The following is a 13883-nucleotide window of genomic DNA, read 5'->3' as shown; positions in this document are numbered from 1 at the left end:
GGCTATAGCCCGGCTGCCGCGCGCAATTCTACGACACGCGGAGTCTTCTCCCACGTGAACTCCGGCAGGTTGCGCCCAAAATGCCCATAGGCGCTGGTCTGCGCGTAGATCGGGCGCAGGAGGTCGAGATCGCGAATAATCGCGAGTGGCCGCAGGTCGAAGACCTCACGCACGGCGCGCTCAATGCGATCCACAGGCACCGACTCTGTACCAAACGTCTCAACGTACAGCCCCACCGGGTGCGCACGACCGATGGCATAGGCCACCTGCAGTTCGGCTCGACGGGCAAGACCGGCCGCGACCACGTGTTTTGCCACCCAACGCATCGCGTAGGCCGCCGAGCGGTCCACCTTCGAGGGGTCTTTCCCGCTGAATGCCCCGCCGCCGTGCCGACTCGCGCCACCGTAGGTATCGATGATGATCTTGCGGCCGGTCAGACCCGCATCTCCCATGGGCCCGCCGATGACGAAGGGGCCGGCGGGGTTAATGAACAGCTGCGCCTGATCGCTCGCCAGTTCCACACGCCCCAATACCGGGCGAATCACCTCACGCTCGATGTCGGCGCGCAGGTCGGCCTGACTGATCTCGACCGAGTGCTGCGTCGAGAGCACGACCGCTTCGATGGTCGCCGGCCTGTCTCCGTCGTACCCGATCGTCACCTGGGTCTTGCCATCAGGCCGAAGATACGGGAGCACGCCGGTCTTGCGCACCTCGGTGAGGCGCTCCGCGAGGCGGTGCGACAGCCAGCTCGGCAGGGGGTGCAATTCGGGTGTCTCGTCGGTGGCGTAGCCGAACATGATGCCCTGATCGCCAGCACCCTGCAGGCTCAGCGGATCCCCCTCTTCGCCCTCGCGCACCTCGAGCGAGGCATCGACGCCGCTGGCGATGTCTGGTGACTGCTGACCGATGGAGATCGACACCCCGCATGAGTTCGCGTCGAACCCCATGTCGCTGCTGGTGTACCCCACCTCGCGAATCGCCGCGCGCACAATCTGCGGGATCTCGACGTAGCCGGAGGTGGTCACCTCGCCGGCCACGTGGACGAGCCCCGTCGTGACGAGCGTCTCGACCGCGACTCGAGCGCCCGGATCTTGCTCAAGCATGGCATCAAGAATCGAGTCGGAAATGCGGTCGCAGATCTTGTCTGGATGGCCCTCGGTGACCGATTCGGAGGTGAACTGGCGAAGTGACACGGGTTGCCTTTCGAACGAGCGAGAAAACGACAATGGCGCCGGATCTGAGATAAACCCAGCCTATCCGGCGCCACTGACAAGAAAGCGGGTGTTACTCCGCGCTCGCAGCCTCAGCTTCATCGAGCGCCGCGGCGAGTGATGACTCTGCCGACTCGGGCTTCTTGGGCGTCATGACCAACTTGCCCTCCACGATCTCGTGCAGAGCCGTCGAGAGTGGCTTGTCGTCAACCGACGCGTCGACCAGCGGGCCGACGTTGTCGAACAGGTTTCCGTCGTGCAGATCGGTGTAGTAATCGTTGATCTGACGGGCGCGCTTCGAGGCGAAAACCACCAGGGCGTACTTCGAATCCACCTTCTCGAGCAGGTCGTCGATGGGGGGATCGATAATGCCGTTCACCTGTGCCATTGGCGTTTCTCCTTCGCTTGAACCTCATCATCCTACCCCACCCGCGCGTGCGGGCACCTGTTAACCGAGGAAGTTGCGCACCAGCACGTGGCCACGTGAGGTACTGAGCCGCGTCCACGTGAGTGTGCGGGCGACGGTCGCCGTGGGCTCGCCAGGGAGAAACCCCAGCACCTCTGCCGCGAAGGCCGCCGACGCGGGCACCCCCGGCGCGATCTCGACACCCCACACTGAACGTCGTACCTGACGCACGAGTGGATCGCCCGGATCGGCCGGGAGCGCCTCCGCTACCCGGGTAATTCCTTGCTGTGCGACAGCACTGAGGGAAGGCCCGTCAATGACCCCATCGGACTCCCACCCGCTCGTGGGCGGCAAGATCCCTGCCCACGCCGCGGCGACCGTCATCTCAGGCAATTCCAGGCGCAACCCGAGCAGCCCCATGCGAGCCATGCGATCCAGCAACGCCCTCCCAGACACCGTGAGGTCAACCTCGGAATCGTTCCCCGCGTCGAGCCGGGGCCGCAGCGCGAACGCCCGCATCCCGAGAACCACCGGCACGGAGTCCAGCAGCCCGGCTGGTGCCTGAATGCATCCGTAGACGGCCAGGGCATCTCCCCGCGTGAGTATCCGCACCTCCGGTTGCCCCGCGCGCTGCAGTCGCTCAAGAAAGACCCGAAGGTCGTCTCTGGTCTGATGGTCGGCGAGCTCAAGCTGCGTGGTCACCCCACCACCCTAGTGGCGGGCGATCCACCCATAGACTGAAGTGGATCGGCCGCTTCGCGGCCACGCCCGCTCGACGTTCAGGAGGCGCAATGACCGGCGTACCAGACCTCACCGCGATGCTCTCCGTGCTCGACAGCGGCGCGCGCACCCACGAAGATATCTTCACCGGACCAGCCCTCCCCACCCCGCACGGTCGCTCGTTCGGCGGTCAGGTCTTGGGTCAGGCGCTGGCCGCGGCCGGCGAGACGGCGCCCGACGGGCGCGGGCTGCACTCCATGCACGGGTATTTCCTGCGGCCGGGGGTGGCAGACGAGCGTATGACCTTCGAAGTCGCCCGGCTCTACGACGGTCGGTCGTTTTCGACCCGGCGCGTGCAGGCCTACCAAAACGGCGCAGTGCTGATGTCGCTGATCGCGTCCTTCCAAGAGGAGGCTGAGGGGCTGGAACACCAGGAGCCGTACGATCTCTCCGGGCTGCCGACACCTGACGAGCTGCCGAGCGTGTGGGAGCGGTTCGGGCACCTGGCGAACGAGGGTCGGGCATCGTGGATTCTCAATCGACCGTTTGATTTTCGGTACATCGATCCCGACATCACGTTTGAGGTTGAGCATCGCACCCACACGCAGCGGGTCTGGATGCGCAGCCGCGACCAACTTGGCGATTCGCAATTGCTGCACTCGGCGGCGCTTGCATTCGCGAGTGACTACATGCTGGTGGAGCCGGTTGCGCGTCAGCACGGGCTCCCCTGGGCAACTCCGGGGTTACGCTTGGCAAGCCTCGACCACGCGATGTGGTTTCATCGGTCGTTCCGCGTCGATGAGTGGTTGCTCTACGTACTTGAGTCACCAACGTCGCAGGGCGGTCGGGGCCTCACGCACGGACGCTTCTACGACCGCACCGGCGTGCTGGTCGCCAGCGTGTCACAGGAGAGCATGATCCGACTCCCCGGAATGGGGAGCGAGAGCTAGCTACCGCTCTCGCCCTTTCCGAGCGACGAACAGCACATAGCGCTCGAGCGCATAGTTCGGGTCGCGGGTGCCACCCTTCAGCAGCCACTCGGTCTCGGCGGCAAGATCGATGCACCGTGCGAGATCGCTCTCGCGCCACCCACGCGTTTCTTTCAATGCGCGCTCAACTTGCCAGGGTGCCATGCCGAACTCTTTGGCGAGTTGACCGCTACTGCCGACCGCGCCGTAGACGCGCGCCATCCCGCGCACCTTCATATTGAGTGCCGCGAGCATCGGAATGGGATCGGTGCCGGTCGACAGCGCGTGCCGCAACAGCACCAGGGCATCCGCCGCGCGGCCAGCTGTCGCCGCGTCGGCCACCTTGAAGGCGCCGGCTTCGACGCGCCCCTCAGTCACTCGCTCGATATCGCTCTCGTTCAGCCGGAGGCCCACGTCGGTGACCAGCTGCTCGATCGCCCCGGCGAGCTCGCCGAGCGACCCACCGTAGGCGGCGACCAGAGCCCGCACCGCGCCCGGGCTCACCTGCGCGCCGAGTCGTCGAAACTCGCCCTGCGCGAACCCGAGGCGTTCGGCATCCTTCTTCAGCTCCGCGCAGACGATCTCGCATGCACCAGCGGCCTGCCCCGGAGCCCCGCGCACGGCGTCGAGGAGCGACTTCCCGCGCTGCCCTCCGGCGTGCCGGAGCACGAGAGTCGCCCCGTCTGCCGGCTCGGACAGGTACCGCTTCGCGTCTTCGATGAACGCATCGCTCGCCTTCTCGACCCCCTCCACCCGAATGAGTCGTGGGTCGGCAAAGAGCGAGGGGCTGGCGACCGTGAAGAGTTCACCGCTGCCGTAACTTGGCGCGTCGATGTCATGCACCTCGAGGGCTGGGTCTGCATGGTGCAGCGCCTCGCGGATCGCCCGACTCGCGCGGTCGGCGAGAAACTGCTCGGGCCCACTGATCAGCACGACGGGCGCGGGTCTCGCCTCGTCGAACGTCAGCTGCACAATCTTCGTCTTTCCGCCTGCTGCTGCCACGCCACCAGCTTAGGGGTGAGCCCCGACATCGGGGGCCGCCTGGCGCTCCACCCAGGGACGAAGTGAACCGCCATCTAGCGAGAGCGCAATCGAACCGGAGGTGTCGGTGCGGAGCGTGCGCGTGCCCGCGCGCGCCAGCGCGGCGAGCGTGTCGCCCGAGGGATGCCCATACCCGTTGTCCGCTCCGACGGAGACGAGGGCCCACGCAGCTCCCACCCGAGCCGGCAGCCCCTGATCTTGGTCTCGCGACCCGTGATGTGACACCTTGATCACGTCAGCCTCAAGCTGATCGATTCGCGACAGAATCTCTTGCTGTTCCTCGAGCCCGGTATCGCCGAGGAACAGGAGTCGCGTGTCGCCGGCATCAACCATGAGCACGACGCTCGCCGAGTTCGTGTCGGCGGGGGTGACCTCCGCCCGCGGTGCCAACACCTCCCACCTCAGGCCTGCAAGCGCAGGCTCAAACTCAGCCCCTGGATCAGGAATCTGGCCAGCTGCCGCATCGGCCTCGCCCGCGCGACCTCCCGCGGCGAGCCCCGCCACGCCAGTGGTGGTGGGCACCCGCGCAACGCGCAGCTGTCGCACCACGTCTCGCTCCTCACCTCGTTGCTCGAGCGACGCTGGGGAGATGAGTGCCGCCTCGACCCGGGCGATGATCGCGGGGAGCGCCCCGACGTGATCGCGATCGTCGTGGGAAAGCACGAGGAGGGCGATGCGATCCACACCGAAGCGATCGAGGCAGGCCTCGAGTCTTTCTTCGTCGTCGCCCGTATCTACGAGCATCACCTCCTCAGGAGCCGACGGATCGCGCACCAGCACGGCATCGCCCTGCCCGACATCGCAGGCAACGACCGCCCAGTTCGCCGGGGTGTCGAAGCGCTCGCTCGTAGGAGTGATCACGGTGACCGCGACGAAGATGCCCAGCGAGGCGGACGCGATCACCCAGATAGCAATGCGCAGTGAGTGTGCGGGTGGCTCGATGTTCGCCCAGGGCCTGCGTCGCGGGGCCCGCACTCCGCCCGGTAGAGCCAGATACCCCCGATGCAGGGCCCAGGCTGCGAGCAGAGCGAGCTGACACCCGGCCAAGAGCAGTGCGCCGGCCCAGCCCTCGGGCCAGAACCAACGTGCGAGGGGCAGCTCGGAGGCGACCTCCGCGGTCGCAGCCACCCACCGGGCAGGAACGCTCGCGCAGAGGAGGGCCGCGTGGGCCAGCGGTGGGCTGAGCGGCAGGAGCAGCATCGCGACCAGACCGAGTCCGGTACCGAGCGGCGCGGCGGGCGCGGCAAGTACATTGGCGAGCACCCCCACCGCGGGAATTCCGGGTTGTAGGAGCAACAGGAACGGCCCGCACGCGACTTGCGCGGCCAGCGCCACACCGATCGGAAGGGCAAGCAGCTGCGGTAGCCGCACGCGCCTGCGCAGCCAGAGCGCGATCGGTGTCGCCAGCAGAAGGATTCCTCCCGTTGCCACGACAGACAGGGCGAAACCTGCCTGGAGCGCCTGCCACGGGTCGATGAGGAGGAGCACCGCGATCGCCGCTCCGAGCGCAGGCAGCGACGAGGCACGCTTCCCGCCGAATCCCGACACCAGGAGGACCGTGGCCATGACTGCGGCGCGCTGCACGCTGGAGTCGGGACCCACGATCGTGACAAAGCCGGCCAGCGCCCCCGCAGCTGCAGCGATGCGCACCCGACGCCCGGCACCCATCCGCGCGAGCAGCCACATGATGGCCCCCGTGACGAGCGCGCAGTTCGCCCCGGACACCGCGGTGAGGTGTGTGAGTGAGCTCTCGAGCATTGCCGCGTCGAGATCGTCGGAAACGAGCGAGGTATCTCCGACGGCAAAGCCGGGCACGAGTTCCGCCCCATCAATTTGTGCTGCCGCTGTGCTCAGCCCGTTTCGGAGGCCCACAGTAACCTCACCGATTCTCAGCGCCCACCGCTCTTGGGGTCCTGCACCGGCCGCTAAGGCCATCGCGAACTCGGTCACGCGCATCGTGTAGGCGGCCGTATCTCCGCTCGGAGTTCGGGTGAGCACACCGGTGACCCTGATCCGGGTTCCCGGGGCCCAGTTCGCCTCCGGTGTTCCGTCGAAGAACAGCAGGAGAGGCACGCTCCCCCTTGCACCCGGCGCTTGAGCACGCACCCAGCTTCGCTGCGCGCCGAATTCCCCCGCGGAGCTCTGGGGAAAGCTCACCAGATCCACCTCGAGCGTGATGCGCTCGGAGGCCGCCGCCGCCCGCACGAAAGCCGGGTCGTACCTCCCATGCTCCACCGCGGCGACCCGCCCGCCCAACAGTACGAGCAGCGCGCAGCCGATCGCCACAATGACCCAGGTGGATCGCCATCGACCGCCGAACCAGAGCGCCAGAACCAGGAGTGCCGTGACGGCCGTCGCCACTACACATATCACCCAGATTGCCGCGCCGGGGGTGACGATCATCCAGGCACACACCCCCCAACTCGTAAGCGCCGGCGCGAGCAACCGCCATCGCCCCGGAGGCGGCCCGTCGACGGTGGAAGATTCGCCAGCAGCGATGGTGCGAAGGTCGGGGCTCGTCACACGGTCACACGATCTCGAAGCCCCTCGAGCGTCTTTGCGCCGATACCGGCGACTTCAAGGAGTTGTTCGACGGTTCCGAACTGACCGTTCGTGGATCGCCAGTCGAGAATGCGCTGCGCGAGGGCTGGCCCGACCCCCGGCAGGGATTCGAGTGCCGCCAAGTCTGCGCTGTTGAGGTTGATGACCGAACCGATCGCGGTGCCGCCCGCTGGTGGAGTGGATCCGCTTGGCCCAGTTGCGGTTACGGACGCGTTTGGCACCACAATCTGCTCACCGTCTTGCACGACTCGCGCCAGGTTCACCCCGGAAAGCACCGCACCGGGGGTGGCTCCGCCGGCGAGCTCGATGGCGGCCTCCACGCGTGATCCGGCAGGAAGCTTCACCACGCCGGGCGCATGCACCTCCCCCACCACGTGCACGAAGACCGGGGCACCGGCAGCGAGACCGCCGACTGACCCCGAACCGTTCGGGTTCGGCGAGTTCGCTGAGTCAGCGTTCGAAGCCGCGTCCCCCAGCCCTGCCGCGCCGCCAGTGGCCTCCGCAGTCGCAACGGTGGCATCGGCAAGGTCTTCAGACACCGGAAGATTCGGGCGCACGAACACCGAGACGATGGCTACGATGACCGCGAGCGAGAACACCGCCGCGCCGAGCAGTACCGGCACCGACACCGCGCGAAACACACGCTCGCGCATCGTCGGCGGTGGGCGCCAATCGATGGGCTCGGGTGGTTCACTCGGGCCCTCGGCCTCGAAGCCGGGGAGACGCAGACCCCACCTCGGGCGGCCCGGCGGGGGCTCGGGTGTTGGGAGATGATGGACGGCCATGCCCACACGCTAGGCGTGGGCTGGCCGTCCCAGCGCCCAGTCTCGGCTTCCTCTGGAGAACTTCAGGAGTTCACACCGATTCACCGAGGTGTGAGCGGGAAATCACGCCCCAGGGGCACCCGCGAGCGCGGCTACCCCGCGGGCTTGGTCGCGATGCTCACGATCTTCGGTACGCGCACGACAACGTTGACGATCTGCCGATCACCGATCGCTCGCTGCACCGATTCCGAGGCACGTGCCGCGGCTTCCGCGTCGGCCTCGCTCACCGAGGCGGGCAGCGTGAGCCGATCGCGCACCTTGCCATCGACCTGCACCACGAGGGTGATCTCATCTTCGACGAGCAGCGCCGGGTCGGCATCCGGCCACACCTGCAGCGCGACCGTCGGCTGATGCCCGAGCAGCGCCCACATGTCTTCTGCCGCATACGGGGCAAAAAGGGAGAGGATGATCGAGACAGCCTCGGCGGATTCACGCACGGCCGGGTCGGCGGCCCCAGCCCCCGAGTCGATTGCCTTGCGCGTGACGTTGATCTGATCCATCAGGCGAGCGACCAGCACGTTGAACTTGTAGTGTTCCACGAGCCCGGGCGCATCCGCCAGCAACCGGTGCGTGTGGCGCCGCAGAGCCACGTCGCCGGTGGAAGCATCGGCACCCAGCTCGGATGTCACGTCGTTGGCGACGCGCCACGCACGAGCGAGGAACTTCGCCGACCCCTGCACCGACACGTCGGCCCAGTCGATGTCGTCTTCCGGCGGGCCCGCGAACGCGAGCGTCACCCGCAACGCGTCGGCGCCGTGCGCGCTGAGCTCGGAGGCGAACTCGACGAGGTTGCCCTTCGACTTCGACATCTTGGCACCGTCTTGCAGCACCATGCCTTGGTTGAGCAGTGCGGTGAAGGGCTCCTGGAAATCGAGGTACCCCAGGTCGTGCAGCACCTTCGTGATGAACCGGGAATAGAGCAGATGCAGGATCGCGTGCTCGACGCCGCCCGCGTACTGGTCGATCGGGCCCCAGCGCTTCGCCTCGGCCGGGTCAAACGCCTGGGTATTGTCTTGCGCCGAGAGGAACCGGAGGTAGTACCAGGAGCTGTCGACGAACGTGTCCATCGTGTCGGGGTCGCGGGTCCAGGTCTCGCCCGTGTCCGGATCCACCACGGTGCCCCACTCGGTTGCCGCGCCGAGCGGCGAGCTTCCCTTGGGCTTGAGATCGAGGCCCTCGCTGGAGGGCAGCCGCACCGGCAGCTCGCTCTCGGAAACGGGACGCATCTCGCCATCGGCCCCGTGCAGGATCGGGATGGGGGTGCCCCAGTAGCGTTGCCGCGAGATCAGCCAGTCGCGCAGTCGATAGGTTTTCGCGGCACGCCCGGTGCCACGGCGTTCGAGAAGCTCGATGGCCTGCTGAATGGCCTCGGTCTTCGCGAGCCCGTCGAGCTCACCCGAGTTGACGAGGGTGCCGTTGCCAGCGGTTGCGATCCCGCTCTGCGCGGGATCGGGAAGCGACTCTCCGTCTTCGCCACGAACGTCGACGACCACCCGCACCGGCAGGTCGAACCGCAGGGCAAAGTCGAGGTCGCGCTGGTCGTGTGCGGGCACGGCCATGATCGCGCCGTGGCCGTAGTCGGCCAGGACGTAATCGGATGCCCAGACCGGAATGCGCTCACCCGTGAGGGGGTTGGTCGCGAAGTGGTCGAGGAAGACGCCGGTCTTCTCGCGATCGGCGTTCTGTCGATCGATCTCGGTCTGCTTCTGCGCCTCGGTGAGATATGCCTGAAACTGCATGCGCACCTCGGGGGATGCGCTCGCGGCGAGTTCGGCCGCGAGATCGGAGTCGGGGGCGACGACCATGAAGGTGGCACCGTACAGGGTGTCGGGGCGCGTCGTGAAGACGGGAACCTTCGCCTCGCGGCCCTCGATCTCGAACTCGACCTCCGCACCGATGGAGCGGCCGATCCAGTTGCGCTGCATGTTGAGCACCTTGGTTGGCCACTGGCCCTCAAGCGCATCGAGATCGTCGAGGAGGCGATCCGCGTAGTCGGTGATGCGGAAGTACCACTGCGTGAGCTTCTTCTTGACGACCTGCGCACCCGATCGCTCGGAGGTGCCGTCTGCGAGTACCTGCTCGTTCGCGAGCACCGTCTGGTCTACCGGGTCCCAGTTGACCCAGCTCGCCTTGCGGTACGCGAGCCCCTTTTCGTAGAGCTTCAGGAAGAGCCACTGATTCCACTTGTAGTATTCCGGGTCGCTGGTGTGCAGCACCCGGCTCCAGTCGAACGACGGCGCGTAGACGCGAAACGAGGCCTTTTGCTGCGCAATGTTCGCGTAGGTCCACTCGCGCGGATCGACGCCACGCTTGATTGCCGCGTTCTCGGCGGGCAGCCCAAACGAATCCCAGCCGATGGGGTGCAGCACATCGTAGCCGCGCCCCCGCCAGTAGCGGGCCATCACGTCGCCGAAGCAGAACGCCTCGGCGTGACCCATGTGCAGGTCGCCGGACGGGTACGGGAACATGTCGAGCACGTACTTCTTCGGGCGGTCGCTCTCGCCGGCGCTCACCACGAAGGGTTGCATTTCTTCCCACACGGGAAGCCAACGATCCTGGATCGCTTGGAAGTCGTAACCCTCGACTGGCTGCTCGCTCACACACACCTCTGGTTTAGCTCGAAAGAGTGCCTACGATGCGTAGGCAGACATCACTCAAGAATACCGGTGTTTACCGGGCGAGCTTTTCCAGCAGCGGGGCGGCCTTCAGGCGCCGCTCGCGTTCTTCGCTCGCGGGATCGGAATCCGCGGTGATCCCGCCCCCCGCGCCCACGAACGCGGTGACCGAACTCGTACCGAGCCCCCGCAGCTCGATGCTGCGGATCGTCATCGCGAGTTCCGCATCGCCCCCGGCGATCCACCCGAAGCACCCCGAGTACAGACCCCGCGGCTCGCCTTCGATTTCCGCGAGGAGTTCCACGGCGCGGCGCTTGGGTGCCCCCGTCATCGATCCCCCGGGGAAGCAAGCCGCGACCGCGTCGATCGCGTCGAGCCCCGAACGCAGCCTGCCCGACACGGTACTCACCAACTGATGCACGTGTGGGTGCGTCTCGACGCGCAAGAAACCGCTGGTGGCCACCGTGTTCGGGTCGCAGATTCGGCTGAGGTCGTTCCGCATGAGATCGACGATCATGAGGTTTTCCGCGCGTTCCTTGGGGTCGGCGGCGAGCTCCGTCGCGAGCTCCGCGTCCGCACGCGCATTCGCGCCCCGGGGCCTCGTGCCCTTGATCGGGTGGGTCGTCACCGTCCCCGCCGACACCGTGAGGAAGCGCTCCGGGCTCGCGCTCACGAGCGAGCGCTCCCCCGCGACGATGACGCCGCCGCGCGAACTCGACCCGCCCAGGCGTAGCTTCAGATAGAGCGACAGTGGATCCTGTTTGCCGTGTACCGTGGCTCGATCGGTGAGGCACAGCACGTAGGCGTCGCCGTCGACGATCGCAGCCCGGCACGCCGCGACCTGGTCTCGATACTCGTGCTCGGTTCGCCGCCAGGTCTGTGCGCGGGCTTCCGTGGTCGCAGCGGAATCCGGTGACTCGGTGTGGATCGCGGAACCGGCCGGGCTCGGGAATCTATCGGGCGGATCGGTGTGAGCGGTGTCCATCTGTTCCACCCCAAGCGACGCCCCGTGGCGGTCCAGCCACGACTCCATTGCGGCCTCACTCTCACCCGAGAGCTCGGCACGCCCAGTACCGTGATCCAGGATCAACACCGTGGAGACGGCGAGCGCGAAGCCCGGAACTGCGTCATCTGGCTGCGGAGTGAGGCCCAGCAGCGCCACCCCGAACTCGTAGCTCAGGGCGGTCACCCATCCGAGGAACTCCGGTGATCGCTCGCCCTGATCCACTGTCTGCTCGCCGCGCAACATGCGGAGAAACTCGTGCTCTCTTCCTCGCTCCGCACGGCGCACGTCGCTTGCCGAGCCAAGATAGCTCTGTCCGGCGGCCTCGCCGGGTACCTTGGCCTCGCCATCGAGCCAAAACCAGGCGCCGTCGCGGGCGAGGCTGCGCGCAACCAGCGCCACCTCTCTCGGCCACGGCACCTGCCGAGATGTCGCACCTCGCTGCATCACCCCTCCAGCGTAGTGTTGTTCCCGCACCCATCCCGCGGAGGAATTGATGACGGATCAGGATCGATCGGGCCAGTTGCTGGCCGCCGATTCATTCCGCGTGCGCGGAATCGGGGCACGCGCGGAGGTACGCGGCTGGAGTCTGCACGCGGAACGCTTCGCACGCACCGCGGCCGACTGCCTTCGCGACACCACCGAACGCGCCTGGCTCGCGGAATCCCTGCCCGGCTTTCTTGCGCAGGCACGCGCCGACATCGCCGCGTTTGGCGAGGGCTTCCCCCGGCTCGAACTCTGGCGCCGGTCGGACGACACGGTGCGGCTCCACCTCGCCGTGAGGCCGCTGCCAGTGCTTTCCGATCACCTTTCCGTTCGCTCCGCGCACGGCTTCTCCCTCACCGACCCACGCCGCAAGGGCCCCAACATCGAGCGCCTGATGGCACTGAACCGTGACCTCGGCGCCGAGGCGTTGCTTCTTGATGCGCACGGCAATATTCGCGAGGGTGCCACCACGAGCATTCTGTGGTGGGACGGCGACACGCTGTGCCAGATCACAGACGAGGAGCGCGTCAGCTCCGTCACCGAGCGACTACTGCTCGACATCGCGCATCGCTCAGGGTATCCGGTGGCTTCCCGCAGACTTTCGCTCACCCGGCTCGCGCACTTTGAGACCTGGGCTGTGAACGCGCTCCACGGCATTCGCCCGATCACGCAGGCGGACAGCGAGCCAATGCCAGACCCGGACTCGCCGCGCCTGAGCGCCTTCCGCGCGGCACTGGACGCGACCTGGGAGCCGCTTCACCCTGAGTGACTAGGTGACGGCCCCCCGCACCTGGAACTCTGGCGCACGCCAGCGTTCCTCATCGAGCACCAGGCGCAGAGTCTCCACCGCATCCCAGACATCCGCGTACCCCACGTACAGCGGGGCGATGCCGAATCGAAGCACCCCGGGCTCACGATAATCGCCGATCACGCCCTCCGCGATGAGTGCCTTCATCACCGCGAAGCCCTCGGGGTGGCGGTAGCTGACGTGGCTTCCCCGGCGCGCGGGGTCGGTCGGGGTGATGAGCGTCAACGGGTGGTGCGCAAGTCGAGTCTCCACCAGACGCATGAAGAGCTCCGTCAGCGCGAGCGACTTCTCCCGCACCGCGTCTTCGTCAACGCGAAGGGCGATGTCGATCCCGACCTCGGCCGTGGCCAGGGAGAGGATCGGCTGCGTGCCGCTGAGGAATCGTCGAGCGCCCTCGGCCGCGGCAAACTCGGGCCTCATTTCGAACGGACGGGCGTGCCCCCACCAGCCGCTGAGCGGCTGCCGGGCCTCGGCGAGGTGCCGCTCGGCGATCCACACAAATGCGGGCGATCCCGGCCCGCCATTCAGATATTTGTAGGTGCAGCCGACCGCAAAATCCGCATTCGCCGCGCTCAGGTTAATCGGAACGGCCCCGGCCGAATGGCACAGATCCCAAATCACCAGAGCACCCGCCGCATGCACGAGTTCGGTGGCAGCGCCCATGTCCCACAACTCACCGCTGCGATAGTTCACCTGAGTCAGCAACGCGACGGCGACATCACTCCCGAGCGCGGCTCCGAGCTCAGCGGGATCATCAATGAGCCGGAGCTCGTATCCGCGGTCGAGCAGTCGGATGAGTCCTTCCGCGACATACAGATCCGTTGGGAAGTTCTCGCGCTCGGAGACGATGATTCGACGGCTGGGGTCGGCGTCGCGCTGCAGGTCAAGCGCCGCGCTCAGGGTCTTGAAGATGTTGATCGAGGTCGTGTCGGTCACCACGCACTCGCCCGCGTCGCCGCCGACCAGGCGCGCGACCTTCGCGCCGATCCGCACCGGCAAGTCGAACCAGTGATGCTTGTTCCAGCTCCCGATGAGGTCGTGGCCCCATTCCTGTTCAAGTACCTCTCGCGCCCGCTCTGCCGCGGCGCGGGGACGCGCGCCGAGGGAGTTCCCGTCAAGGTAGATGACCCCCTCCGGGAGAGAGAACTCGGCACGAAACTGAGCGAGCGGATCGCTCTCATCCGCGCGCAGGCACGCGTCACGGCTGTCACGACTCGGTTCGGCTGCTGACATGGTGTG

Annotated in this window: 11 protein-coding genes; 2 read left to right on the top strand and 9 right to left on the bottom strand. The window is 67.0% G+C overall.

Annotated features, from left to right (window positions below):
* Positions 1-2: 2 nt before the first annotated feature.
* The 3 genes from metK to ACTNFK_RS05880 all read right to left on the bottom strand — a co-directional run bounded on the left by metK (position 3) and on the right by ACTNFK_RS05880 (position 2319).
* The gene (gene metK / locus ACTNFK_RS05890; RefSeq protein WP_435935924.1) at positions 3-1193 is read right to left on the bottom strand and encodes a methionine adenosyltransferase; all 1191 of its coding nucleotides are present in this window, start codon (positions 1191-1193) and stop codon (positions 3-5) included.
* Positions 1194-1284: 91 nt separating this feature from the next.
* Complete coding sequence (gene rpoZ / locus ACTNFK_RS05885) at positions 1285-1599, bottom strand: DNA-directed RNA polymerase subunit omega (RefSeq protein ID WP_435935925.1); 315 nt, start codon at positions 1597-1599, stop codon at positions 1285-1287.
* A 60-nt stretch (positions 1600-1659) separates the two neighbouring features.
* Complete coding sequence (locus ACTNFK_RS05880; protein ID WP_435935926.1) at positions 1660-2319, bottom strand: DUF8185 domain-containing protein; 660 nt, start codon at positions 2317-2319, stop codon at positions 1660-1662.
* Positions 2320-2408: 89 nt separating this feature from the next.
* Between ACTNFK_RS05880 and ACTNFK_RS05875 the strand changes: the two genes are divergently transcribed.
* The gene (locus ACTNFK_RS05875) at positions 2409-3287 is read left to right on the top strand and encodes an acyl-CoA thioesterase (RefSeq protein ID WP_435935927.1); all 879 of its coding nucleotides are present in this window, start codon (positions 2409-2411) and stop codon (positions 3285-3287) included.
* Here the strand turns inward: ACTNFK_RS05875 and holA are convergent, their stop codons facing one another.
* From holA to ACTNFK_RS05850, 5 genes are all read right to left on the bottom strand, one after another.
* Positions 3288-4307 carry a DNA polymerase III subunit delta gene (holA, locus tag ACTNFK_RS05870; RefSeq protein ID WP_435935928.1) on the bottom strand — a complete coding sequence of 340 codons (1020 nt, stop codon included), beginning with the start codon at positions 4305-4307 and terminating at the stop codon, positions 3288-3290. It abuts the gene before it with no gap.
* A 9-nt stretch (positions 4308-4316) separates the two neighbouring features.
* The gene (locus ACTNFK_RS05865; protein WP_435935929.1) at positions 4317-6869 is read right to left on the bottom strand and encodes a ComEC/Rec2 family competence protein; all 2553 of its coding nucleotides are present in this window, start codon (positions 6867-6869) and stop codon (positions 4317-4319) included.
* Complete coding sequence (locus tag ACTNFK_RS05860; protein ID WP_435935930.1) at positions 6866-7693, bottom strand: ComEA family DNA-binding protein; 828 nt, start codon at positions 7691-7693, stop codon at positions 6866-6868. Before ACTNFK_RS05860 ends, ACTNFK_RS05865 begins: the two co-directional genes overlap by 4 nt.
* 131 nt (positions 7694-7824) lie before the next feature.
* Positions 7825-10332, bottom strand: a complete 2508-nt coding sequence (gene leuS, locus ACTNFK_RS05855) for a leucine--tRNA ligase (protein WP_435935931.1) — start codon at positions 10330-10332, stop codon at positions 7825-7827.
* Between the two features lie 70 nt (positions 10333-10402).
* Complete coding sequence (locus ACTNFK_RS05850; RefSeq protein ID WP_435935991.1) at positions 10403-11797, bottom strand: anthranilate synthase component I family protein; 1395 nt, start codon at positions 11795-11797, stop codon at positions 10403-10405.
* A 49-nt stretch (positions 11798-11846) separates the two neighbouring features.
* Between ACTNFK_RS05850 and ACTNFK_RS05845 the strand changes: the two genes are divergently transcribed.
* Positions 11847-12605, top strand: coding sequence for an aminotransferase class IV (locus ACTNFK_RS05845; protein ID WP_435935932.1), 759 nt, complete (start codon positions 11847-11849; stop codon positions 12603-12605).
* Here the strand turns inward: ACTNFK_RS05845 and kynU are convergent, their stop codons facing one another.
* Positions 12606-13877: a kynureninase gene (gene kynU, locus ACTNFK_RS05840; RefSeq protein WP_435935933.1), complete on the bottom strand. Its 1272-nt coding sequence runs from the start codon at positions 13875-13877 to the stop codon at positions 12606-12608.
* Positions 13878-13883: the final 6 nt, after the last annotated feature.

The organism is Leucobacter fengyongliangi (genome assembly GCF_052386045.1).
The sequence above is the reverse complement of the archived record's forward strand: the minus strand, read 5'-3'. Positions and strand labels throughout refer to the sequence as shown.